This window comes from Streptomyces sp. NPDC043853, assembly GCF_056436025.1.
This window is the reverse complement of record NZ_JBWKDJ010000007.1, coordinates 213,976-237,656: the sequence shown is the minus strand read 5'-3', so window position 1 is coordinate 237,656 and position 23,681 is coordinate 213,976. Positions and strand designations below refer to the sequence as shown.

At 71.8% G+C, this 23,681-nt stretch carries 25 protein-coding genes; 20 read left to right on the top strand and 5 right to left on the bottom strand.

Translation table 11 applies throughout. The features are described 5' to 3' along the window. Positions 1-247: 247 nt before the first annotated feature. From AC067U_RS20415 to AC067U_RS20400, 4 genes are all read right to left on the bottom strand, one after another. Entirely contained in the window at positions 248-649 is a 402-nt protein-coding gene (locus AC067U_RS20415) for a DUF6009 family protein (RefSeq protein ID WP_478831147.1), read from the bottom strand. After that, positions 646-2,385 carry a DNA primase family protein gene (locus tag AC067U_RS20410; RefSeq protein WP_478831146.1) on the bottom strand — a complete coding sequence of 580 codons (1,740 nt, stop codon included), beginning with the start codon at positions 2,383-2,385 and terminating at the stop codon, positions 646-648. Before AC067U_RS20410 ends, AC067U_RS20415 begins: the two co-directional genes overlap by 4 nt. Further along, positions 2,382-3,488, bottom strand: a complete 1,107-nt coding sequence (locus AC067U_RS20405) for a bifunctional DNA primase/polymerase (protein ID WP_478831145.1) — start codon at positions 3,486-3,488, stop codon at positions 2,382-2,384. Before AC067U_RS20405 ends, AC067U_RS20410 begins: the two co-directional genes overlap by 4 nt. Before the next feature lie 905 nt (positions 3,489-4,393). Continuing rightward, on the bottom strand, positions 4,394-5,080 hold the full coding sequence (locus tag AC067U_RS20400; protein WP_478831144.1) for a ScbR family autoregulator-binding transcription factor: 687 nt from the start codon (positions 5,078-5,080) through the stop codon (positions 4,394-4,396). Between the two features lie 320 nt (positions 5,081-5,400). Between AC067U_RS20400 and AC067U_RS20395 the strand changes: the two genes are divergently transcribed. From AC067U_RS20395 to AC067U_RS20350, 10 genes are all read left to right on the top strand, one after another. Next, a complete protein-coding gene (locus AC067U_RS20395; RefSeq protein WP_478831143.1) occupies positions 5,401-6,330 on the top strand; it encodes a ScbA/BarX family gamma-butyrolactone biosynthesis protein in 930 nt (309 codons plus the stop codon). Between the two features lie 389 nt (positions 6,331-6,719). After that, a complete protein-coding gene (locus tag AC067U_RS20390; protein WP_478831142.1) occupies positions 6,720-7,451 on the top strand; it encodes a response regulator transcription factor in 732 nt (243 codons plus the stop codon). A gap of 59 nt (positions 7,452-7,510) precedes the next feature. Further along, entirely contained in the window at positions 7,511-8,392 is an 882-nt protein-coding gene (locus tag AC067U_RS20385) for a hypothetical protein (RefSeq protein ID WP_478831141.1), read from the top strand. Between the two features lie 3 nt (positions 8,393-8,395). After that, positions 8,396-8,572, top strand: a complete 177-nt coding sequence (locus AC067U_RS20380; protein ID WP_478831140.1) for a hypothetical protein — start codon at positions 8,396-8,398, stop codon at positions 8,570-8,572. Positions 8,573-8,683: 111 nt separating this feature from the next. Beyond that, entirely contained in the window at positions 8,684-9,373 is a 690-nt protein-coding gene (locus tag AC067U_RS20375) for a TetR/AcrR family transcriptional regulator (protein WP_478831139.1), read from the top strand. A gap of 53 nt (positions 9,374-9,426) precedes the next feature. Beyond that, positions 9,427-9,756, top strand: coding sequence for a TcmI family type II polyketide cyclase (locus AC067U_RS20370; protein WP_478831138.1), 330 nt, complete (start codon positions 9,427-9,429; stop codon positions 9,754-9,756). Positions 9,757-9,865: 109 nt separating this feature from the next. Then, the gene (locus AC067U_RS20365; protein WP_478831137.1) at positions 9,866-11,134 is read left to right on the top strand and encodes a beta-ketoacyl-[acyl-carrier-protein] synthase family protein; all 1,269 of its coding nucleotides are present in this window, start codon (positions 9,866-9,868) and stop codon (positions 11,132-11,134) included. Then, the gene (locus tag AC067U_RS20360) at positions 11,131-12,348 is read left to right on the top strand and encodes a ketosynthase chain-length factor (protein ID WP_478831136.1); all 1,218 of its coding nucleotides are present in this window, start codon (positions 11,131-11,133) and stop codon (positions 12,346-12,348) included. Before AC067U_RS20365 ends, AC067U_RS20360 begins: the two co-directional genes overlap by 4 nt. A gap of 331 nt (positions 12,349-12,679) precedes the next feature. Beyond that, positions 12,680-13,066: an acyl carrier protein gene (locus AC067U_RS20355; protein ID WP_478831135.1), complete on the top strand. Its 387-nt coding sequence runs from the start codon at positions 12,680-12,682 to the stop codon at positions 13,064-13,066. Then, positions 13,063-13,983: a 4'-phosphopantetheinyl transferase family protein gene (locus AC067U_RS20350; protein ID WP_478831134.1), complete on the top strand. Its 921-nt coding sequence runs from the start codon at positions 13,063-13,065 to the stop codon at positions 13,981-13,983. The genes AC067U_RS20355 and AC067U_RS20350 overlap by 4 nt, the downstream gene beginning before the upstream one ends. A gap of 56 nt (positions 13,984-14,039) precedes the next feature. Here AC067U_RS20350 and AC067U_RS20345 read toward each other — a convergent pair whose 3' ends face one another. Next, complete coding sequence (locus tag AC067U_RS20345) at positions 14,040-15,230, bottom strand: RNA-guided endonuclease InsQ/TnpB family protein (RefSeq protein ID WP_478831321.1); 1,191 nt, start codon at positions 15,228-15,230, stop codon at positions 14,040-14,042. Between the two features lie 204 nt (positions 15,231-15,434). On the opposite strand from AC067U_RS20345, the gene fabD reads away from it, so the two are divergent. From fabD to AC067U_RS20295, 10 genes are all read left to right on the top strand, one after another. Beyond that, a complete protein-coding gene (gene fabD / locus AC067U_RS20340; RefSeq protein ID WP_478831133.1) occupies positions 15,435-16,388 on the top strand; it encodes an ACP S-malonyltransferase in 954 nt (317 codons plus the stop codon). A 1-nt stretch (position 16,389) separates the two neighbouring features. After that, a complete protein-coding gene (locus tag AC067U_RS20335; protein WP_478831132.1) occupies positions 16,390-16,578 on the top strand; it encodes a hypothetical protein in 189 nt (62 codons plus the stop codon). A gap of 43 nt (positions 16,579-16,621) precedes the next feature. Next, the gene (locus AC067U_RS20330) at positions 16,622-17,596 is read left to right on the top strand and encodes an alpha/beta fold hydrolase (protein ID WP_478831131.1); all 975 of its coding nucleotides are present in this window, start codon (positions 16,622-16,624) and stop codon (positions 17,594-17,596) included. A 229-nt stretch (positions 17,597-17,825) separates the two neighbouring features. Then, positions 17,826-18,521, top strand: coding sequence for a phosphoribosylanthranilate isomerase (locus AC067U_RS20325; RefSeq protein WP_478831130.1), 696 nt, complete (start codon positions 17,826-17,828; stop codon positions 18,519-18,521). Between the two features lie 52 nt (positions 18,522-18,573). Beyond that, positions 18,574-19,239, top strand: a complete 666-nt coding sequence (gene upp, locus AC067U_RS20320; protein ID WP_478831129.1) for a uracil phosphoribosyltransferase — start codon at positions 18,574-18,576, stop codon at positions 19,237-19,239. Next, positions 19,236-20,159 (top strand): EamA family transporter, encoded by a 924-nt coding sequence (locus AC067U_RS20315; protein WP_478831128.1) that lies wholly within the window; start codon positions 19,236-19,238, stop codon positions 20,157-20,159. The genes upp and AC067U_RS20315 overlap by 4 nt, the downstream gene beginning before the upstream one ends. Positions 20,160-20,385: 226 nt before the next feature. Then, positions 20,386-20,619 carry a tautomerase family protein gene (locus AC067U_RS20310; protein WP_478831127.1) on the top strand — a complete coding sequence of 78 codons (234 nt, stop codon included), beginning with the start codon at positions 20,386-20,388 and terminating at the stop codon, positions 20,617-20,619. An 8-nt stretch (positions 20,620-20,627) separates the two neighbouring features. Further along, positions 20,628-21,572, top strand: coding sequence for a pseudouridine-5'-phosphate glycosidase (locus tag AC067U_RS20305; protein WP_478831126.1), 945 nt, complete (start codon positions 20,628-20,630; stop codon positions 21,570-21,572). A 79-nt stretch (positions 21,573-21,651) separates the two neighbouring features. After that, positions 21,652-22,725, top strand: coding sequence for an alkene reductase (locus AC067U_RS20300; protein ID WP_478831125.1), 1,074 nt, complete (start codon positions 21,652-21,654; stop codon positions 22,723-22,725). Further along, positions 22,722-23,681: a ribose-phosphate diphosphokinase gene (locus AC067U_RS20295; protein WP_478831124.1), complete on the top strand. Its 960-nt coding sequence runs from the start codon at positions 22,722-22,724 to the stop codon at positions 23,679-23,681. Before AC067U_RS20300 ends, AC067U_RS20295 begins: the two co-directional genes overlap by 4 nt.

Below are 23,681 nucleotides of genomic sequence, written 5' to 3'. Positions count from 1 at the left end.
TCAGGCCCGACGAGCCCGGCTACAACCACCCGGACGCCCATGTCCCGGTCTTCCTCCGGGCGGGCCGGGAGCCCCGGCGGGGAGTCGCCGGCCGCTGCGGCCGGCGCGCCGTACGGGAGTCCCGATAGGGCGCCGGTCGGTGTGGTCCGGTGCGGGAGACGCAGGCGGTGTTGCAGGCGGTGCGGCAGGGGTGATGGTTGCCGTGTGCCCAGGCGTGGCCCGGCCGGAGCGGGAGCGGTGCGGCCGGTCAGTGCTCCGGGAGCGTTATTCCGAGTTCGCGCATCGCCGGGGACGGGGGGCCTGCCGAGCGCTGGGTCTTGTGGCCCGTCACGCGCGGTGCCAGGGTGCGCGGGTCGATCGCCTCCGAAGGGGAGCTGGAGGCGTAGCTGCCGTCGGGCCGCTGGTCCCGGTCGTGGGGGAGCAGCCAGAACACGCGGCGCAGGAACGTGCCGGAGACCCGGGAGGCCTTGGCCGTGGAGGAGAGGGTCGCGTAACCGACCATCCGGCCGTCCCGGTGGTACGGCGGACGGCCGCGACGGCTCTGCAGCCGGTCGAGGGACTGGCGTACGTAGTCCAGCTCTTCGATCGGTTCCAGCCAGATGATTTCCGATTCGTGAGCGATCTGCTGGGGCTCGATGAGGGCGCTCACCGGACATCCTCCTCACCCTCGTCGGCCAGCAGGCCGATCCCGGGGTAGTACTTGCGCTGATTGGACGTCAGCATCTGCTTCGGGCTGGTCATGCCCACGGTTTCCCGGACCCGGGCCGCGAATGCGCGGGAGGTCACGGGGTTCGCCCCCTCGTCGATGCACCACTGGCGGTACGCCTGGTACATACGGCTCTGTTCTGCGCGCAGCTCGGGCCCGAGGGCGCACGCCTCGCTGATGAAACGGCCCATGTGATCCTCGGTCTCCGCGTACGCGGTCGTCGCGATGCGTACCCTGCCCGGTCCCGTCAAATCCTTCTCGCCGCCCAGGTAACGGCGGGCGCCGTCGATCAGCCAGGCGAGAATGCCCGACCCCTCTTCCTGTACCAGCGCATCGGCCAGATTGTCGACCTTCCGGTGGTCGGGGACCACCCGTTCGAACGGAATCAGCCGCATGCGCCTCCAGAAGGCGAAGCCGCCGGTACCCACCTCGGGCCGGTGGTTGCCCAGCAGCCACAGCTTGTGCGTCGGGTCGAAGGAGAAGAAGTCCTGTCGCATGCGGCGGGCCTTGATCCGGTCTCCGCCGGTGAGCAGCTTGACCCGCGCCTCGTCGAAACGGTCGCCCGGCTTGAGCTCGGAGCAGACGATCACGCGCCGGCCGTGCAGTTCGGCGAGGTCGGTCGGGTGCCCCTCGAACGGCTTGGCCATCAGGAAGCCGGGCGGGGCCGCGTCCGCGTAGTCGCCCAGCAGCTTCACCATGACGTCGAGCAGCACGGACTTGCCGTTCTTGCCCAGGCCGTACAGGAAGGGCATGATCTGGGCGCCGACGTCGCCGGTGATGGAGTAGCCGAGCAGCAGGTGCAGGAAGCTGATCATCTCCGCGCCTTCGGCGTCCTCGCCGAAGGTGTCCCGGAGGAACGACTCCCACCGTCTGATCGGGATGGGTTCGGGCGCGACCGAGGTGGCCCGCGAGTGGTAGTGCTTGCCCGGGTCCGGTGCGCTCATCAGACCGGTACGGAGGTCCACCACGCCCCGCGGGGTGCACAGCGCGTACGGGTCGGCGTCCAGCTGGGTGGCGTTGAGGACCATGCCGGGGGCCGACTTGGCCTGGAGCAGCATGGCCTTCATGCCGGCGGTGGACAGCGCCCGGCGCCGGTGCTGGCGCAGGCTGGTGGTGGTGTACTCGCCGCTCGGGTCGTGCACCGCCAGCTGCTCGGCCATCTCACCGGCGGCCCAGACGACGGTGTCGTCCTCGTCGAGCTCCCAGCGGTGACCGGCCCACTTGTACCAGCCGAGGCCCGGTACGTGCCGGTAGTCCCGGCCGTACAGCCGTACGAACAGCTTGGCGTTGCCCCGGTCGGTGAGGCTGTCCGGGAGCAGCCCCTCGGTGGTCGCCTGGGGGAAGCCGCCCGGCTGGGGCTGTGCGGGCAGCGGCGAGGGGCCCGCCGCGAGGATCTGCCGTGCGACGGCGATCGGGTCGAAGTCGCCCTGCTGTGCGGCAGCCGTGCCCGGGGGAGCGGCCGGCTGCGGCCCCGTGGCCGGGCCGGGAGCCGCAGCCTGCCCGGGGGCAGGCACCGGGGCGGGCCCGGGGGCGGGCCCGGGGGCGGGGGCGGGCCCCGGTACCGCGCCCGCCTCGGCGGCGAAGCCGGCCGACGTGCCGAGGGCGGCGTCGAGACCGTCCAGACCGTCGAAACCCTCGAAGGTGTCGAAGCCCTCGAAGTCGAAGGGAGGCTGCGTCATCGGCGGCCTCCGGTGTACAAGGGCTTGCTCTGCCCCGCCGTCATGCCTCCGGCGATGATCTGCCGGGCCCGGGCGTGCTGTCCGGGGCGCACGTGATCGGCGACGTCCTGCAGGGCGCGCTCGCCCTCGGCGGCCCCCAGGTGCCCGGCGGCGACCAGGCCGCCCACGGTGTACGCGGCCCGGTTGAGCTTCTCCGAGAAGCCAGCTCCCTCGGACTGCCGTCCGCACTCGGCGACTTCGGCCAGGACGGTGCTCAGGACGGCCGCGGCCCGCTCCAGGCCGCCACCGGCGGCCTGCACGGCCTGCCGGGCCCTGGAGGGCGTGACAGGCCGCGGGGCGGCCGCGGGGCGGTCCTGCGACGACGCGGGGCCCGGAGGGGGCTCTGAGGGCGCCAGGTGACCCGTACGGATCAGTTCCCCGGCCAGCCAGTCCGGAAGCTCCCCCGGGGTCCGGCAGGGGCCAACGGCCTCGTACCGGCCCGCCTCGGTCACCGTGCCGGGCGCGACGATGTACCCGCCCTCGCCCCGTACGTCGACCTGCCAGGCCAGGGCCCGGCCGCGGCTGGACCCGGTGGAACACAGCCAGGTGCGCCCCGCCCCGGCCCGGTACCAGAGGTGCAGTCCGCCGGAGGGCGTGCGGACCCGCAGGGTGTTCTCGTCCGCGGCCGGGTCCGGGGCACCGCGCAGCGCGGCCAGCACGGCCAGCGTGTGGAAACCGCTGGCGAGACCCGTCAGGTCCACGGAGTCGGCGATGCCGATCCCGGGCAGGATCCGGTCCCTGGGCGGGACTTCGCCGCCGTGTGCGTCCACGTCGATGACCACCAGGCCGGCCGGGCCGGTGGCCACCCCGACGCCGAAGCCCTGGTTGGGCCCCCACCAGGCGTCGATGCGTGCCGGGTCGGTGGTGGCCGCGTGGAAGCCGTGGCACCAGCGACCGACCGGGATGCACGGGCATCCCGCGGCGCGGTGGCCGTCCGCGCGGCACAGCACACAGTTCTTGGGCGGGGTCTTGAGCAGTGGGGCAAGGGGGTGCACCGGCCAGCCCTGCTCGGCACACCAGCGGGCGACGGCGTGCGGGGCGGGCGTGGGGGAGACGGCCGTCATATGGCCACCCGCCGGGCGGCAGCGACGGAAAGGAAGCCCGCGACAGCGACGGAGGCGGTCGACGAGTCGGGAACGGCCCATGAGTCGCTGCATGAAACCTGCAGCTCAGAGGGCATGTCCAACTCCAACAGCGACCGAAGCGACTCAAACTCAACTATGGGGCCGTCACACCCTAGCGGACGGCGGTCCAAAGCGGACGGACCGGACCGGCGTGGCGAACGGGTGACGGCGGTCTTGACGGGTCCTGAAGAGTCCTCCCACGGGGTAAGCGGCCCTGTGTCGGCGCTCCGGCCCACGTGCCCGGCGGCCGACCCGCTTTCCCCCGTCCCCGCCTCCCCGGCGTACCTGCGCACGTGCCCACGTCCCCCCTCTGTCCCTGCCGAGCGGCAGGAACGCGCCCCGTCGGTCGCTGCCCGCACTCCTGCGCAGGGCGTAAACCCGTCCGGGGGCTCTGCCACCCCTCTCCACGGGCAACAGCGACCGGCAGCGACCGAGCAGCGACGGAACGTCCTGCGGAAAGCGACTGAGGATTTTCGGTCGCTGCTTCGGTCGCTGGGGAAGTATCGCAGGTCAGAGCCGGTAGTAAAGATCAAAAAGCGACTGAAGCGACTGAAGGTTCCTATCTATGACACGAATGCGCGCGCGCCAATGTCTTCATATACCGGAACTACAGTCGCTTCGGTCGCTGTCTGGCCTCCGTACCCTGCCTGACCTGCAGGAATGTCCAGCGACTGAAGCAGCGACCGAAGCGGTTCGGTCGCTCTTCCCTCAGTCGCTGCCGACCGGAGCCCCCTCGCGCCAGGCCTCCGGGGAGCGACCGAAGCGACTGAAGCGACCGACGGTCCGGCCTGGTGCGAGGTGACATAAACCAGCATATCAAACCGTCTGGTCTGTTTTCCAACTCCTCAGGGTGAGGAATGGGGGAGTGCGCACTCCCGCCGGCCCGCCTGGCCCAGGGAATCGCGGTCCGCCCCGAGGCCGGGCGCGAACTCGGGCCCCAGCAGGTCCACGGCTGCCGGGGCAGCCAGACAGGGCAGGACCACCCGCCAGAAGCCGACCAGGGAGCGGTGGGAGATCCACTCGGGATCGTCGCGGGCCAGCACCTCCAACCCGGTGGTCGCGGCCACCACCACCGCGGCCGCGTTCCGCAGGCTCACCCCCGGGCGCAGGGCGCCTTCCTCCTCGGCCTCGGCGATCAGGCGGCCCACGTGCAGTCGCCACTCTCCCCGCAGGTCGCAGGCGGATTCGAAAGAGGCCTCGCGGCCGAGCCGGAAGCCGGCCCGCACCACCTGGTCACTCCGCAGGGAGTGGGCCAGGGCGTACGAGGTGTCCGTCAGCGCCTGCAGGGCGGATTTCCGCACCGCGTACACGTCTGTGGCCACCCTGCGCAGGGTGCGGGCAGCCGCGCCCTCGACGGCCAGGGCAACGGCCGCCTTGTTCTCGAAGTGGAAGTGCAGTGCACCGGCGCTCACTCCGGCTCCGGCACTGATCATGTTCAGCGTGGCCTCGGCGTACCCGCAGGCGCCGAACGCCGCCGCTGCCGACTTGACCAGCGCGTGGCGGGTGCGCGCGGCCCGTTCCTGTTTGGTCACGGAGAGCTCCTGTATGAGATCTTTACTCATTATTAAACCGCGCCGTTGGTATGGTTTCGATCTCGGGTTGGCCGATTGGCTGAACGTTTGCCATCCCCGCGGCACCCCGTCCCCTGTAGGAACCCTGCCTTCCGTTGCACTTCAGGGTCCTGTTTTGGGTCTGATCCGAGGCGGCCGGCCCCTCAATCCCGCAGAGATTCGCACGCTGTGCCCCGTTTTGCTGGTGTATTCCGGGCAGCGAAAGACCCCATGACAAAAAACCGGGGCGTCTGTATCTTTACTGCCCGAGGGCGGCCGATTCGATCACCCCAGGGGGGGACATGCACCAGGTTGCAGTCATCGATTACTTACGACCCGAGACCAGCGAGCTGAACCCGGCTCCTTATGAGCTGTGCCACCGGGTAAGGGCTGAGGACGCGTTCGCGATCGGCTGGACCGAGTTGGCGGAGGATCGTTTCCTCGTCCGCGCGGGCTGGCCGGCCAGCCACCCCTTCTTCGCCCCCGTCCACGGGGGCATCCACGATCCGCTCCTGATCGTCGAGACGATGCGGCAGTCGACCATGGCGGTCCTGCACGCGGGGTACGGCATCCCGCTCGACCACCACTTCCTGCTCACCGAGCTCGAGTACGTGTACCACCCGGACGGGTTCGAGGTGAGCGGCAACGAGGACCAGGCCGACCTGGAGATCACGTTCTCCGATCTGAGTTACCGTGGCCGGAACCTTTCGCACCTGACGGTCGGCTGGGTGGTCCGGCGGGAGGGCCGGACCGTCGCGACCGGAGGCGGTCAGGCCCGCCTCATCAGCCCCGCCGTCTACCGCAGGCTCCGCGGCGGCCGGGTCACACCGGTCACCTTCCAGCCGGTGGCCCCCGCCGCGGACGCGGCACTCGTCGGACGGTCCCGTACCGAGGACGTCCTTCTCTCCCCCACTCCGGTGGACGGACTGTGGGAGCTCCGCCCGGACACCCGGCACCCCACGCTCTTCCAGCGCCCGGCCGATCACATCCCCGGCATGCTGCTCTTCGAGGCAGCCCGCCAGGCCGCCGCCGCGGCGGTCGCTCCCGCCCCGTTCTTGCCGGCCCGCGGCAGCATCGTCTTCCACCAGTACGCGGAGTTCGACAGCCCCTGCCTCGTGGAAGCCGTATCCGTCCCCGCGATGGAAGAGGGCACGGCAGCCCTGCAGGTCACCGGCCACCAGGCGGGGGCCCAGCTGTTCGACTGCACCTTCACCACACCGCTGTCCTCGTGACACCGTTCGCGTGACACCGTCCTGTGGCGCTGTCCCCCTTGACGCCGCGCCCTCTTCGGTGACGGTCGCCGCCTTCCCCGGGCGGCCCCGCGGCCTTCGCGGTCCCTCGGGCAGACTCCGGCGGTCTCCTGCCCGGCCCGATCTGATGGCCTCTGAAACAGCCCCTGACGGCTTTAACCGCAGTAAAATAGCGACCGCATGGACTGTTTTTAGCACTCTCTCTCGGGCCACGCCCGACCTTTCTGTCCGTAATTGGGCTGATTGACGGCCCAATTACGGACCCTTCACGCCATCGACACCCCTTTGACAAACCGGCAGTGCGGTTTATATATTCTCTGACGTAGGCACGCTAGGTCATTGAGAGCCGAGCCTGATGAGTAGGGGGACAGATGAACCAGCGTTCGACCGCTGTGCTGGAGCCTCACGCAGCCTCGCCGCAGGGCGGACCGGTTCCATCGGCCACCGCCACCTGGCGGATCCTGCTCGTGGAGAACCACTCCGGTGACGCGGAGACGCTCGCGCGCGGCCTGCGCCGGCACGGGCACGAGGTCGACATCGTCGGCACGGGGGGCGAGGCCCTGCGCGCCTTCCCCGACGCGGACCTCGTCCTGCTCGACCTCGAACTCCCCGACCTCGACGGTCTGGAGGTCTGCCGCCGGATACGCACGGCCGGCGAGACCCCGTTGATCGCGGTGACCGCCCGCGGCACCGAACTCGACCGGGTCCTCGGCCTCCAGGCCGGCGCCGACGACTACCTGGTCAAGCCCTACGGCTTCCGCGAACTGATGGCCCGTATGGAGGCGGTGATGCGGCGGGCCCGCCCGGCCGCACCGGTTTCCTCCACCATCACCTGCGGGCCGTTGCGGATCGACGCGGGCACCCGCGAGGTCAGCCTCGACGGCCGGCCCGTCGAGACCACCCGCAAGGAGTTCGACATGCTCTATCTCCTGGCGTCGCACCCCGGCACGGTCATTCCCCGCAAGATGCTCATGCAGCAGGTCTGGGGCGACTCCTGGTCCCGGCGGACGGTCGACACGCATGTCAGCACACTCCGCAACAAGATCGGCGCGGACTGGATCATCACGATCCGCGGCGTCGGGTTCCGTTTCGGCCAGGGCTGATCCAGCTGCCCGCCCGGGCGGGCCCAACGGTCACCACAGGCCTGCGAGGGGGAAAGAAAATGACGACGAAGCTGTGCCAGGGGGAAGGATGCCGCCGCGCCGACGCGTGCGGACGGACACGCCGGCGGACCGCCGCGGGCTCACGGCTCTGCCACCCCTGCCAGGACCACCTCACGGCAGGACTCGGCGAACTCGCCCACCTCTACGAGGAATGCGGGAGCGCGCTCGGCGGCGGACTGCCCGACACCCTCCGCGAGAAGACCACCGGCGGCACGATGCCGGGCCTGCCCTTCAACGGGGAGGCGGCAGAGGTCCGCGCGCGGATGCTCTCCACCCTCGGCTCCTGGAGCGGGCTCGTCGCACAGGCGCGCGGCATCAACCCGCCCCCGCGCGCGGTCCCCCAGCTCACCGCCTTCCTGCTGCGCCACTCCCGATGGCTGCTGACGCACACCGCGGCCCCCGAGGCCTCCGAGGAGGTCGCCCGCCTGGTCCGGCACGGACGGCGGGTGGCGTTCCCCGATCCCACCCGCAGGATCCGTCTCGGCTCCTGCCCGGAACCCGGCTGCACCGGCACGCTCGCCCTCGCCGTCCGCGGGTACGCCGGGCCGGACGCCCCGGGCATCCAATGCGACGCCGAAGCGGAACACCACTGGGACAGCCGGCGGTGGAGCGAGCTCAGCGAGGCGATGGACTCCGTCGCCCCGGCCGGACCCGGCGGGTCCGGCCCCGAGGAGACCACGAGTTCCGCAGGGCGGGCCGCTCCCGTCACCGAGCGCTGGCTCACCGCCGCCGACATCGCGCAGCTGTGGCAGGCGTCGGTCGGCACGGTGTACCGGCTCGCGAGCGAGGAGCGCTGGCGCCGCAAGAGCCGTGCGGGGCGCACGTACTACAGCGAGACCGATGTACGGAGGTGCTTCAGCCGCCGGGCGGCGAAGCGCTGATCGTTGCTGTTGCTGTTGCTGTTGCTGTTGCTGTTGCTGTTGCTGTTGCTGTCGCTGTTGCTGTCGCCGCGGTGCGCGGTGGCGGTGGCGGTGGCCCGCGGGATTGACCCGTTCCTGACATCCGCTTGGCGGTCATCAGACGCAGCCGACGCCCGCTTGTGGAACCTGACCGAGTCCTGAAATCTGCTCCATTGCCCGGGCGTCCGCAGTCGAAGAACCTGGAGAACAAGATCCGGTGCAGTGTCTCCGCAAGGCGCGTGGACCGACCGGCTCCCCGGCCACGGAGGGCACATGTCGACGACGCACGCACACCAGGCAGACGTGGCGCGAGAGCGAGCGGACACGGCGCGCGTCCGGGCTTCCTCCGCGGAGGAGCGCCGGGACATCGCGCGGGCGGCCCGTACCCTGTTCGCCCGCCGGGGCTGGACCCGTACCACCGTGGAGGCCGTCGCGGCCGAGGCGGGAGTCCCCGTCGACTCCGTCGAACGCTGCTTCCAGGACAAGGAACAGCTACTGCTGACCGTTCTGATGGAGAGCTCGGCGGTCGTGGCGGCGGCGCTGACCGCCATCGCCGAGGAGCACCTCGGGGACGTCACCGACGTCGAGTCCGAGCTCATCGCCCTCGGGCACGCCTGGCTGACCCCGCTGACCGCCTTCCGCGAGCACTTCGCCATCGTCCGGCACCTCAGCGCGGAGATCACCAGCCTGCCGGCGCAGGCCGCGGAGAAGTGGCAGTCGGCCGGGCCGAGACAGGCCCGCGGCGCGCTGGCCCGCCGCCTCCGGCACGTCGCCGACCAGGGGCTGCTCAGCATTCCCGACGCCGACCAGGCAGCCGACCGGTTCATCCTGCTGGTCCCCTCGGGGGTGGTGCAGCGCTCCTTCCACGGGGCGGTGCCGCTCGGCCCCGAGGAGACCCGTGCCCTGATCGCCGCCGGTGTCGCCGACTTCATCCGCCTGTACGGCAGGCGCACGTCCCGCTGAACCGTCCGGCCGCGGAACGCGCAGAGAGCGCACGCGCAAAGAGAGTGGAGAAGATGCACAGCAACCTGATCGTGGCGAGGATGGACAGCCGTTCGGCCGCCGAAGTCGCCAAATTGTTCGGCGAGTTCGACCGGACCGAGATGCCGCACCACATGGGCACCCTGCGGCGCCGGCTGTTCTCGTACCGGGGGCTGTACTTCCACCTGCAGGACTTCGCCGAAGACGACGGTGGCGAGCGGATCGAGGCCTCCCGCGAGGACCCGCGGCTCATGAGGATCCGCTACGACCTCCAGCCGTTCATCCAGCCGCTCGACCCGGCCACCTGGCGCAAGCCGTCCGACTCGACGGCCACCTGCTTCTACGACTGGTCGGCCGCCTCATGAACACGCCGAATATGCCGAGTACGCCGAACGTGCCAAGTACGCCGAACACGCCGGTGGAGCCGGTCGCGAACGGACCGCGTCCGGCCGGTAGCGGGGAAGGACGCCGCTCATGGCCCGCCGGGTAGTGATCACGGGAGTCGGAGTACTGGCACCGGGCGGTACGGGACCCAAGGACTTCTGGAAGCTGCTGAGCGAGGGCCGTACGGCCACCCGCGGCATCACGCTCTTCGATCCCTCCCCGTTCCGTTCCAGGGTGGCGGCCGAGGTCGACTTCGACCCCGCGCTGCACGGCCTGGACCCGAGGGAGACCCGGCGACTGGACCGCGCCGCGCAGTTCGGCCTGGTCACCGCGCGCGAGGCGCTCGCCGACAGCGGGCTGGAGCGGACCGGCCTCGACCCGTACCGTACGGGCGTGGCCCTCGGCACCGCGGTCGGCGCGACCACCGGGCTCGACGCGGAGTACCGGGTGGCCAGCGACGACGGCCGACTGGAACAGGTGCACCACCGGCACGTCCCGGACCACCTCTACGACTTCTTCGTGCCGAGTTCCTTCGCGACCGAGGTGGCCCGGGCGGTGGGGGCCGAGGGCCCGTCGACGCTGGTGTCCACCGGATGCACCGCCGGTATCGACGCGGTCGGCCACGCCGTGGATCTGATCCGCGAGGGCACCGCCGACGTGATGGTCACCGGCGCGACGGACGCCCCGATCTCGCCGATCACCCTCGCCGCGTTCGACGCGATCAAGGCGACCACCACCCTCAACGACGAGGCGGAGACCGCCTCCCGGCCCTTCGACGCGAACCGGGCCGGGTTCGTCCTCGGCGAGGGAGCGGCGGTCTTCGTCCTGGAGGAGCTGGAGGCCGCCCGCCGGCGCGGCGCGCACATCTACGCCGAGATCGCCGGGTACGCCTCCCGTTGCAGTGCCTTCCACATGACCGGCCTGCGTCCGGACGGGCGGGAGCTGGCCGAGGCCGTCCGGGTCGCGCTGCACGAGGCGCGCCTGAACCCATCCGACGTCGACTACGTCAACGCCCACGGATCGGGGACCAAGCAGAACGACCGCCACGAGACGGCCGCGTTGAAGCTGGCGCTCGGCGAGCACGCGTACCGCACCCCGGTGAGCTCCATCAAATCGATGGTCGGGCACTCGCTGGGCGCCATCGGCTCGATCGAGATCGCGGCGTGCCTCCTGGCGATGGAGCACCACGTCGTCCCGCCCACCGCGAACCTTCGCACCCCGGACCCGGAGTGCGACCTCGACTACGTTCCGCTCGTCGCGCGCGAGCACCGCACCGACGCGGTCCTGACCGTGGGCAGCGGGTTCGGCGGCTTTCAGAGCGCGATGGTGCTGACCCGTCCCGACAGGAGCCCGCTATGACGGCAAGGACCCTGGTCACCGGCATCGGCGTGGCCGCGCCCAACGGCCTCGGCGTCGAGGACTTCTGGGCGGCGACCCGGATCGGCAAGAACGCCATCGGCCCGGTCACCCGCTTCGACGCGTCCGGCTGTCCGGCCGGACTGGCGGGGGAGATCCACGGGTTCGAGGCCGCGGACCACCTGCCGGGCCGGCTCGTCCCGCAGACCGACCGGGTGACCCAGCTGGCCCTGGTCGCGGCCGACTGCGCGTTCGCCGACGCCGGCGTGCGGCCCGGCGACCTCCCCGACGACGGCATGGGCGTGGTCACCGCGGCCGGCGCCGGAGGCTTCGAGTTCGGCGAGAACGAGCTGCGCAAGCTCTGGGGCCAGGGCCGCAAGTACGTCAGCGCGTACCAGTCCTTCGCCTGGTTCCACGCGGTCAACAGCGGGCAGCTCGCCATCCGGCACGGCCTGCGCGGCCCCGCCGGTGTGCTCGTCGGAGACCAGGCCGGCGGACTCGACGCCCTCGCGCACGCCCGCCGGCAGATCCGCAAGGGCAGCAGGCTGATCTCCGCCGGCGGGTTCGACGCCGCCCTCTCCCCGTGGGGCTGGGCGGCCCGGCTGTCCACCGGACTCATGTCCACCGACAGCGACCCCGACCGGGCCTACCGGCCCTTCGACGGCGCCGCGCAGGGCCATGTGCCGGGGGAGGGCGGGGCGCTGATGATCCTCGAGGACGAGGAGAGCGCCTGGTCCCGGGGCGCCCGGACCGTCTACGGGGAGATCGCCGGCCACGGCTCGACGACCGACCCGAAGCCGGGCAGCGGGCGCGAGCCGGGTCTGCGCCGGGCCATCGAGCTGGCGCTCGCCGACGCCGCCTGCGACCGGGCAGAGGTGGACGTGGTGTTCGCCGACGGGGCCGGGACCCCGGAGCTCGACCGGGTGGAGGCGGAGGCGATCGGCGCGGTGTTCGGTCCGCGCGGAGTGCCGGTGACCGTGCCCAAGACGATGATCGGACGGCTCTGTTCCGGGGCGGCGCCGGTGGACGTGGTCTCCGCCCTGCTCTCGATGCGCGAGGGCCTGATCCCGCCCACCACCAACGTGGATCCGGCGCCCGAGTACGGGCTCGACCTGGTCGCCGGCCGGCCGCGGACCGCCTCGGTGCGGACCGCCCTGGTCCTGGCCCGCGGCCGGGGCGGCCTCAACTCCGCACTGGTGCTGCGCGCCGTCGACTGACCCGGCCGGGGCGCCACACGAGCCGGCGCGCCACTGCCCGCTTCCCCCCGGGCAGTGGCGCGCCCGTCTTTCCCCGGACGACCCGTGTCCTCCGTGCCGCCTACGCCACCTATGCCACCTATGCCGTCTGCGCCATCTGCGTCACCCGCACTCCCTCCGACCGCCGGCCGCGCCACTGCCCGCGCCGCGCGCCGGCGGGCCGGTCCGCCCGGGACGTCAACCCCCGGGCGGACCGGCCCCATAGGCCCCATTGACCTCATCGACCTCATCGACCCCGTCGGCAGAGCCCTGCCGTGCCCGCCCGGCCCCGCCCCCGATCCAGGAGAGCCCCATGACGACACCTGTGATGTCACAGACCTACGAGACCGACACGGGTGCGGTGGTGGAGATCCACGTGCCCGACCTCGACGTGCTCAACTCCGTCGGCCTGGCCGAACGCACCCGCATCCTGGAGCAGTACGTCCGCGAGGAGCTGGGCCGGATCCTCGGCATCGCGCCGGAGCTCGTCGACACCACGGGCCGCCCGATGGGCTGCCTCGGCATCGGCTCGATCTCCGGCATCGAACTCCAGTACCGGATGGAGGGGAAGCTCGGTGTCGACCTGAACCTGCAGCGGCTGCTGCTGGCCAACAGCGCCGAGGAACTGATCGACTGCCTCGCCGGCCAGTTCGGCCCGGAGGCGGCGGACCACCGGCGCGGGGCTCCGGTGCCCGCATGAGCACGACCGTACTGCTGCCGGAGCCCCCGACCGGCGCCGGCACACCCGCCCGCACCGTGGTCAACCACCAGAACCTCGCGCCGCCCACCTTCACCCTCGCCCCGGGCCGGGCCGACATGTGGCTGATCCGGCGGCCGTCCAGGGACGCCGCCGAGAACCTCGCCCGGGAAGAGCTCGACGACCGGGAGCGCGAGCGCGCCGACGCGTTCATCCGTCCCTCCGACGGGCTGCTCTACGCCGCCGCGCACGTGGCACTGCGCCGCATCATCGCCCGCTACACCGTGAACCAGCCGCAGGACGTGCGGTTCATGCGCGAACCCTGCCCGGGCTGCGGCGAGTCGCACGGCCGGCCGGCCGTGGCACCGCCGCCACCACCGCTGCAGTTCTCCCTCTCCCACAGCGGCGGCATCGCCCTGGTGGGCGTGGCCACCGTGCCCCTCGGGGTGGACGTGGAGAAGCTGCCCGGCGCGGAGACCGTCGATATCTGCTCGAAGGCCCTCCATCCCGAGGAGCAGTCCGAACTGGCCGCCACCGAGGCGGGGGAGGAGCGGCGGCAGCTGTTCGGCCGGATCTGGACCCGCAAGGAGGCCTACCTCAAGGGCCTCGGCACGGGGCTGAGCCGACCGCCCTCCGAGGACTACCTCGGCACCGACCCCGGCCGGCACCCCGAGAACTGGACGATGGTCGGCCTTCCCTGTGATCCCACCCATGCCGCAGCGGCCGCCGTGCGGGGCCCCGCCCCCTCGGTCGTCGACGTCCGGTGGGTTCCCGACGCATGGCTGACGTCCGGACACGTGGCCGACGACGAGCTGTTCGGCCACGGGCCGGCCAGTCTCCAATCGACGGCACCGACGCCGTCGACGGCACCACCGACCCGGACCCCCGACCCGCGCCGCCGGACGGGGCCCACGCTCTGACTTGACATCCTCCCTGCCCTGAAGGACGGGGATTCCTAGCTCACTTTGCCTGACGCCTAGCAGGTGGCAGGGCTTACAAGATCAGCACTAGCCGGGTTGAGACCAGCCCGGACGAGCATCACGCGGGCGGAGTTCTTGTCCCTGGGGGACGAGGTTCCGCACGCGGTGCACGTATACGTTCTCATCGGGAGGGGGATGCGGTGCTTGGCTCTCGCCCCGCAGTGCGCGCAGTCCATCGTGGTATGCGCGGGGTTGACCAGGTGCACGGTCTTGCCGTGCTTGCGCGCCATCTCGACCAGCGCGGTCTTGACGGTGCCGATCGCGGCGTCGGCGGCCTTGCGGGCCATCGTGGTCTTCGCGAGAAACCTCGGCCGGAAATCCTCCACCGCGAGGTCGTCGAAATCCCGGACGATGGTCTTTGCCCACTTGCGGCCGGTGTCCTGCCGCTGCCGGGCGATTTTCCTCGACATCTTCGCCGCAGCCTTGCGTGCCTTGCGGTAGCCGGCGGTGTCGGGCCGGTTCTTCGGCGTGCGGCGGCGGGTCATCTGCCGCTGGTACCGGGCGAGCTTTGCGGCGGCCGTCTTCCCGTGCTGGGCGTGCGGGAGGTCGTGGACGTCGGAGGTGGTGGTCGCGGTCTGCGTCACGCCCCAGTCGATGCCTATCGCCCGGCCGGTGGCAGCAAGGATCACGGTCTCGGTGGCGACGACGAACGAGGCGTACCAGTGGCCGAGGCTGTCCCGGTACACCCGCACCGACGACGGAGCCGACGGAAGACCACGCGACCACACCACCGTGAGCACGATCCCGCCTGCCAGGTGCAGTCGGCCATCCTTGATGCGGAATCCACGGGTGGTGTAGTTCAGCGACGGAGATGCCTCACGCTTACGCTTGATGCGGGGCATCCCGGCCCGCTGACGCACCGGCAGCTTCGCCTTGATGTCCTTCAGCGCCTTCGCGCGGGACTTCGCGAAGTCGCGGATGATCTGCTGCTGCGGAACCGAGGCACCCTCACGCAGCCATCCCATCGACTGCCGAGCCTCGGTCAGCATCCTGTCGAGCTGCGCCGGACCACAGGTGATCTTCTCCTTGGCGGTCTTGTTCAGGCCGTGGACCTTGCGGGACATCACCACGCACTCGTTCCACACCCACCGGCACCGCGCCCATTCGGCTTCGAGCAGGGCAAGCGCGGTGGACGACACGCGCAGCCGGTACGTGTACCGGGCATGCCCGGCCACGCTCTCGGCCATCGGTGTCGTCGTCACGATCCGCAAGCTAACAGCCCCCACTGACAACGGATGAGAGCGCAGGTCAGAACAGATGCGCAGAAAACTCAGCCGCTTCACGGCTCCGCTCCGAGGACCCATTCTCCCCAGCAAGCGGGAGATGCCCCCACCCCGGCCTGAAGGCCGGGGCCTCCTGGGAGAAATCAGGTGACGAAAGGAAACGACCGGATGACCCGCACCGCCTTCGTCTTCCCGGGCCAGGGCTCCCAGCGCCCCGGCATGGGCAAGGAGCCGGCCGCCCTGCGGCCGGACCTGCTGACCACCTACTTCCGCACCGCCGACGACCTGCTCGGCATCCCGCTGTCCCGGCTGTGCCGCGAGGGCTCCGCCGCCGACCTCGACGATCCGGCGGTCATGCAGCCGGCCATCTTCCTGACCAGCCTGGTCCTCCTGGACTGGCTGCGCGGTGAGGGCATCGAGCCGGACGCGGTCGCGGGGCACAGCCTGGGCGAGTACACGGCGCTGGTCGCCGCCGGGGTACTCGAATGGACCGAGGCCCTGTGGCTGGTCCGGCTGCGCGGCGAGCTCGTCGCCGGCGTCGGCGACCAGGTGCCCGGCGCGACCGCCGCCGTGATCGGCCTCGACCGCCACCGGCTGGCCCGGCTGTGCGTCCAGGCCACCGCGGCCACCGGCCGGATCGTCGAGGTCGCGGGCGAGAACGAGCCCCAGCAGACCGTCGTCTCCGGCCAGGCGGCGGCCGTCGCCCACGTGGCGCGGGCGGCCCGGGCGGCCGGGGCGCTGCGGGTGATCGACCTGAAGACCGGCGGCCCGCTGCACTCCCGGCTCCTGCTGGGCATCGAGGCCGAGTTCACCGAGGCGCTGATCGCCACGGACTTCCGCAATCCGCGGATCCCGGTGGTCTCCAGCGTCACCGGCGGCCGGATCACCACCGCGGCCGAGGCCGTCGTCGCCCTGCGCAGCCAGCTGACCAGCCCGGTGCGCTGGACCGAGACCGTCGAGGTGCTCGCCGCCTCGGGGATCCGGCGCTTCGTGGAGGTCGGCCCCGGCCAGGTGCTGGGCGGGCTGATCCGCCGCATCGTGCCGGGGGTCGCCGTCCACGCCACGTACGGCGCCGCCGGCCGCAAGCGGACCGTGAACGCCCTGGCCGCGGCCACCGTCTGAGATGCCCTCGCGGAGAGTTCAGCCCGTCGGGATCGCAGGGTTCCTCGTCGTCGCGCCCCGCTATGGCGCCCACGCGACCGGGGGCCTGCCGCCGGGCGTCCGGCCGGTTCCGCTGCGCACCCTGCTGCGCCGCCGCTTCGCCTGGGGCGTCGCCGTCGGCCGCGCCCGTGGCCCGCGCCGGGTCCGCTGACCGGCCGGACCGCCCCCCCACACCCCCGAGCACCGGAGTGCCCATGGACCCGACCCATCCACCGCCCCACCCGCGGCCCCGTCCGACGTCCCGTCCGACGTCCCGTCCTCCGGCCCGTCCGCCGGTCCGGCCGGCCGCCACCCCCGTCCGCCCCGTCGAACTCGACGCCGAGGGCATCCCGCTGTCCGGGCTGCTGGCCGAACCCGCGGGAGCCGCACCGCGCGCCGTCGTGGTCGCCCTGCACGGCGGCGGGATGAGCGCCGGCTACTTCGACGGCCGGGCGATCCCCGGCCAGTCCCTGCTGTCCCTGGCGGCCGGGGCGGGCGCCACCGCGCTCGCCCTGGACCGGCCCGGCTACGGGGCCTCCGCCCCGTACCTGCCCGAAGGGCTCGACCTGGCCGGGCAGACCCGGCTGCTGTACGCGGCGCTGGCCGGCTTCGCCCGGGACCGGGACCTCGGCGCGGGAGTGTTCCTGGTGGCGCACTCCAGCGGCGGCCGGATCGCGCTGGCCGCCGCCGCCGAACCGCGTGCGGAGCTGCCCCTGCTGGGGGTGGACGTCTCCGGACTCGGCCGGAGCTTCGCCGTGGAACGGCACGAACTGCCCGCCCTCGACGCGCGCGGCGCCTGGCGGCGGCACTGGGGAGCCCTGCGCTTCTACCCGCCGGGCGCCTTCCGGCTCGGCCAGGAGCTGGTGCGTCCCACCCCGGAGCGGGAGGCGCGGGACGTCCTGGGCTGGCCCGGGGCGTACCCGGGGATCGCCGCCCGGGTCCGGGTACCCGTCCGGTTCACCTTCGCCGAGCAGGAGCAGTGGTGGCGGCACGACGAGGTGGCCCTCGGCGAGCTGCTGGAACCCCTGTCCGCCCCGCGGGTGACGGTGGCCCGCCAGTCCGACGCCGGGCACAACATCTCGCTGGGCTGGGCGGCCCGCACGTACCACCTGAGGGCGCTGGCCTTCCTGGAGGAATGCCTCGCGGCCCGCGAGACCGCCGTCCCCCGGCGCGGTGGCGGAACGACCTGACATCGGCCTGTAGATGGTTGACCTGGATCTGACACGACGCTCCTTGTGCCCCCTACGGGGCATGCCCGAGCCTGGTGGGGAGCATCCCGTGACGTATGACCCGATGCGTCACTCATCTGACCGGGTCCCCCACGGCCGGCAGCACCGCAGAGCGATGGTTCCCGACCCCACGCGGGCTTCTTCGTCCTGCGCATTTCATGAAATCCACCCCAAAAAGAGGAACCCCACCATGAGTGACGTGAAGGACCTGGTGCAGGTCGCCGGAATCATCGACGCCGAGGAGGCGGCCCTGCTCGCCGAGGAGGGCGTCGACTGGTTCGGCTTCCCGCTCCGCCTTCCCTCGGGCAAGGACGACATCTCCGAGGCGGCCGCCACGGAGATCATCGCCGGCCTGAAGACCCCTCAGGAGGGCGTCCTGATCAGCTACATGACCGACGCGGACGAGATCAGCGCGTTCACCCGGCAGCTCGGCGTCAAGGCCGTGCAGCTGCACGGTGACGTGGAGCCGGAGCAGCTGCGCAAGCTCAAGGCCAACCGTCCCGACCTCTACGTGCTCAAGAGCCTGGTGGTCAAGGCCGACAACGCCGAGGAGCTGCTGGCCCTGGTCGACGAGGTCGCCGACTCCGTTGACATGTTCATTACGGATACCTTCGACCCGGCCACCGGCGCCAAGGGCGCCACCGGCCTCACCCACGACTGGTCCGTCAGCGCCGAACTGGTCCGCCGCTCGCCCAAGCCCCTGATGATGGCCGGCGGCCTGAACGCGGAGAACGTCGCCGAGGCCATCCGCGTCGTCAAGCCGGCCGCCGTCGACGCCCACACCGGTCTCGAAGGCCCCGACGGCCGCAAGGACCGGGCCAAGGTCGCGAAGTTCGTGGCCGAGTCCCGCAAGGCCTTCGCCGAGATCGCCGCCGACAACGCCTGATCCGGCGCCACCCCGCGGCCCCGCCGCCCGACCCGACGAGAAGCAGGTTCCCATGGCGACCGGCCACCACGTCCACCAGCTGCCCCAGACCGACCAGCTGCGGGCCATGCACACGATCATCCGGGACCGCACCGCGTCCCGCGAGGACTTCGTCTTCTACTCCCGGCGCATCATCCGGCTGCTGCTCGAATCGGCGCTGGACCTGCTGCCGTTCGAGAAGCGGGAAGTCACCACGCCCGTCGGCGAGACCTACCACGGTCTGAAGATCGCCGGGAACCTGTGCGCCGTGCCCGTGATCCGGGCCGGCGACTCGATGGTGGACGAGCTCCGCGCGATCGTGCCCGGCATCCCCGTCGGAAAGGTCCTGATCCAGCGGAACAAGACGACCAAGCTCCCGCACCTGTACTACCAGAACCTGCCGGCCGACATCGCCGACCGGCACGTGCTGCTCCTGGAGCCGATGCTGGCCACCGGGGGCAGCGCCAACGCGGCCATCGGCGTCCTGCTGGACGCCGGTGTCCGCGAGGAGAACATCGTGTTCGTCAACTTCCTCGCCGCGCCCGAGGGCATCGAGGCCCTCCACCGCGAGCACCCCCAGGTCAAGATCGTCACGACCTCGGTCGAGGAACGCCTCAACGAGAACGCCTTCATGATCCCGGGCATCGGGGACTTCGGCGACCGGTTCTTCGGCACCACCGATTCGGCGGTGCTCCGATGAGCTCCAAGGGGGTCGTCGCCGACTCCGCGCTCACCGCCCTCGCCCCCGCGATCTGGGGCTCCACGTACCTGGTCACCACCGAGTTCCTGCCGCCGGACCGGCCCCTGCTGGCCGGCATGATCCGGGCGCTGCCCGCCGGCCTGGTCCTGCTGGCCCTCGGCCGGACCCTGCCCAAGGGCATCTGGTGGGGGCGGGCGCTGGTCCTCGGCGTACTGAACATCGGCGCGTTCTTCTACCTGCTGTTCGTCGCCGCGTACCACCTGCCCGGCGGAGTGGCCGCCCTGGTCATGTCCATCCAGCCGATGCTCGTGCTGCTGCTCTCCGCACTGCTCCTGAAGGACAAGATCAAGTCCGTCCACGTCGTCGCCTGCGTGCTGGGCGCCGCCGGAGTCGGACTCCTGGTCCTCCAGCCGAACGCCGGGCTGGACGCGGTGGGCGTCGGCGCGGGCCTGCTCGGCGCGGTGAGCATGGCCTCCGGCATCGTGCTCACCAAGCGCTGGGGCCGCCCCGAAGGCGTCGGCCTGCTGACCTTCACCGGCTGGCAGCTCACCGTGGGCGGTCTGGTGCTCCTTCCGATCACGCTGGTGGGGGAGGGGCTGCCGGACCGGCTGACCGGCGAGAACCTCGGCGGCTTCGCCTACCTCGGCCTGATCGGCGCGCTGTTCGCGTACGCCATCTGGTTCCGCGGGGTGGAACGGCTGCCGGCGCTCGCCGTCTCCTTCCTCAGCTTCTCCTCCCCCCTCGCGGCCACCCTGCTGGGCTGGTTCGTACTGGACCAGAGCCTCTCCCCGCTCCAGCTCGCCGGCGCCCTGACCGTGGTCGCCGCGGTGGTCCTGGCCCAGCCCCGGCCGGCCCGGCGCCCCGCGCCGGACGCCGAACCGCAGCCGGGCCCGCAGTCCAAGGAGCCGGCCCGCGCCTAGGCCGGAAGACATTCCGGCCCGGGGACCCCTTCCCCGGTCCCCGGCACACGGCCGCTCCTCCCCCCGAAGGCTCCGCCCCGGCACATCCCCCGCCGGCCCCGCGGAGCGGGCGGTGGCGCACCGGATCCGTCCCCCGCGCTCCGGTGCGCCACCCGCCCCCAGTCCACCCACCCCGTGAGGGACACACCACCCCGTGAGGGACACACCCCGAGATGGGACCGCACCCGTGCCGCACATCCACATCCAGCACTACCCGCGGAACTTCACTCCCGAGCAGCTGAAGGACATCGACGAGGCGGTCACCGCCGCCGTGACCCGGACCTTCGCCATCGACGAGGAGGCCGTCTCCATCTCCCTGGAGCCGGTGTCCCCGGAGGACTGGACCGGCAGGGTCCTCGACGAGATCGGGGCCCACCGGGACCGGCTGCTCAAGGAACCCGGCTACTGGAACGAGAAGTGAGAGCTCCGATGAGCAACGCCACCGGCATCCCGGTCATCTACAGCGAAGAGGTCCGCGAGGCCCTCCACGAGGGCGCGGCCGTGGTGGCCCTCGAAAGCAACGTCATCACCCACGGCCTGCCGTACCCGGACAACGCGGCCACCGCCCGCAAGGTGGAGGACGCCGTACGGGCCGGCGGCGCGGTGCCCGCCACGATCTGCGTCGAGAACGGCGCCATCAAGGTCGGCATGTCGGACGAGGACATCGAGCGGTTCGCCGCACTGCCGGGCATCCCGAAGGTGTCCAGCCGCGACCTTCCCGTGGTCCTGGCCCAGGGCGGCCTCGGCGCCACCACCGTGGCCTCCTCGGTCGTCGCCGCCGAGATCGCCGGCATCCCCTGGTTCTCCTCCGCCGGCATCGGCGGGGTCCACCGCGGCGCGCAGGAGACCTTCGACATCTCCTCCGACCTCGTCCAGTTCACCCGGTCCAAGGTCGCCGTGGTCTGCGCCGGGGCGAAGATGATCCTCGACCTGGGCCTGACCCTGGAGTACCTCGAAACCGAGTGCGTCCCGGTCGTCGCCTACCGCTCCGACGACTTCCCCGCCTTCTACTGCCGCACCAGCGGCCACCGCGCCCCGCACCGGCTGGACGACGAGGACCTCATCGCCCGCGCCGTCGAGGCCCACTGGGCCCTGGGCAACCACAGTTCCTTCCTGGTCACCACCCCGGTCCGGGAGGAGGACGCCATCGACTCCGGCGAGGTCGACGCCGCCATCCGGGAAGCCGTCGAACAGGCGGCCCGCGACGGAGTCTCCGGCCAGGCCATCACCAAGTACCTGATGCGGGCGGTCGACGCGGCCACCGACGGGCGATCCGCCCGCGCCAACATGGCCGTCCTCGCCACCTGCGCCGAGGCCGCCGGCCGGCTGGCCGTCGCGCACGCCCGGCACCTCGCCGCGGTCAAGGGCGCCTGACGCGCCCCGAGCGGGCCCCGCCCCGAGCCGACCACCCATCATTCCCGTTCCACGCACCGAACCTCACCAGAGGAGAAGCATGTCCGCGAAGCTGTTCCAGCCGGTCACCATGGGGAAGCTGTCCCTTGCCAACCGGCTGGTCATGGCCCCCATGTCGCGCAACCGCTCCACGCCCGAGGGCGTGGCCACCGAGCTCATGGCCACCTACTACGGTCAGCGCGCCACCGCCGGCCTCATCATCACCGAGGGCGTCCAGCCCAGCCAGGTCGGCCAGGGCTTCATGAACTCCCCGGGCCTGCACACCGCCGAGCAGACCGCGTCGTGGAAGCAGGTCACCGAGGCCGTGCACGCCCGCGGCGGCCGCATCGTCGCCCAGATCATGCACAGCGGCCGGATCGGACACCCGTCCCTCTACCCCAGCGCCCACCAGTCGGTGGCGCCGTCCGCGGTGAAGGCCGCCGGCCAGGCGTTCGGCCCCGAGGGCCCGCTGGACTACCAGGTCCCGCACGAGCTGACCGAGGCCGAGATCGCCCGGACCGTCCAGGACCACGCCGACGCCGCCGCACACGCGATCGAGGCCGGCTTCGACGGGGTCGAACTGCACGCCGGGAACGGCTTCCTGCTCCACCAGTTCCTCGCCGACAACACCAACCGCCGCACCGACGGCTACGGCGGCAGCATCGAGAACCGCATCCGCTTCGTGGTCGAGGTCGCCGAGGCCGTCGCGGAGCGCATCGGCGCCGACCGGGTCGGCATCCGCATCTCCCCGGCCAACCCGTACAACGACATCGCCGAGAGCGACACCGCCGAGCTCTACGAGGCGCTGCTCGACGCCCTCCCGCCGGTCGCCTACCTGCACGTCATGGAGGGCGGTGACCGCGAGCAGACCCTGGCCCTCCGCAAGCAGTGGCAGGGCGCGTTCATCCTCAACCCGCACCCGTCCGGCATGGTCCCGGTCACCGCCGAGCTCGCCGCGCAGACCCTCGAGGACGACGCCGCCGACGCGGTCGCGCTCGGCGCGGCCTTCCTCGCCAACCCCGACCTGCCCGCGCGGATCCTGGCCGGCGGCCCGTACAACGAAGGCGACCAGTCCAAGTGGTACGGCGGCGACCACACCGGGTACACCGACTACCCGGCCCTGGACCAGGGATGAGCGCCCTGCGGGAGCCCCTGCTCTTCGCCGGCCGCTCCCACCCCGAGCTCGCCGAGGCGATCGCCGCCGAACTCGGCACCACCCTGGTGCCGACCAAGGCCGTCGACTTCGCCAACGGGGAGATCTACGTCCGCTACCACGCCTCGGTCCGCGGCGCGGACTGCTTCGTGGTGCAGAGCCACACGGCCCCCATCAACAAAGCGATCATGGAACAGCTCATCATGGTCGACGCGCTGAAGCGGGCCTCGGCACGCAGCATCACGGTGATCGTGCCCTTCTACGGGTACGCCCGCCAGGACCGCAAGCACAGCGGCCGCGAGCCGATCTCGGCCCGGCTGATGGCCGACCTGCTCAAGGCGGCCGGCGCGCACCGCATCCTGACGGTCGATCTGCACGCCGACCAGATCCAGGGGTTCTTCGACGGCCCGGTCGACCACCTGTTCGCCATGCCGGTGCTCGCCGACCACGTCGGCAGCCGGGTGGACCGCGACCGGCTGACGGTGGTCTCCCCGGACGCCGGCCGGGTCCAGGTCGCCGACGGCTGGTGCGACCGGCTCGGCGCCCCGCTGGCCATCGTGCACAAGCGGCGTGACAAGGAGGTGGCCCACAAGGTCACCGCCCACGAGGTCGTGGGCGAGGTCCGCGACCGGGTCTGCGTCCTCGTCGACGACATGATCGACACCGGCGGGACCATCTGCGCCGCGGCCGAGGCGCTGTTCGCGCAGGGCGCCCGCGACGTGATCGTCGCGGCCACCCACGGGGTGCTCTCCGACCCGGCCGCCGACCGCCTGAAGAACTCCGCCGTCAGCGAGTTCGTCTTCACCGACACGCTGCCGGTGCCGGCCTCGATCGGCCTGGACAAGATCACCGTCCTGTCGGTCGCGCCGCTCCTGGCGGGCGCCGTGCGCGAGATCCACCGGAACGGATCGATCACGCAACTCCTGCGGGACCGGTGA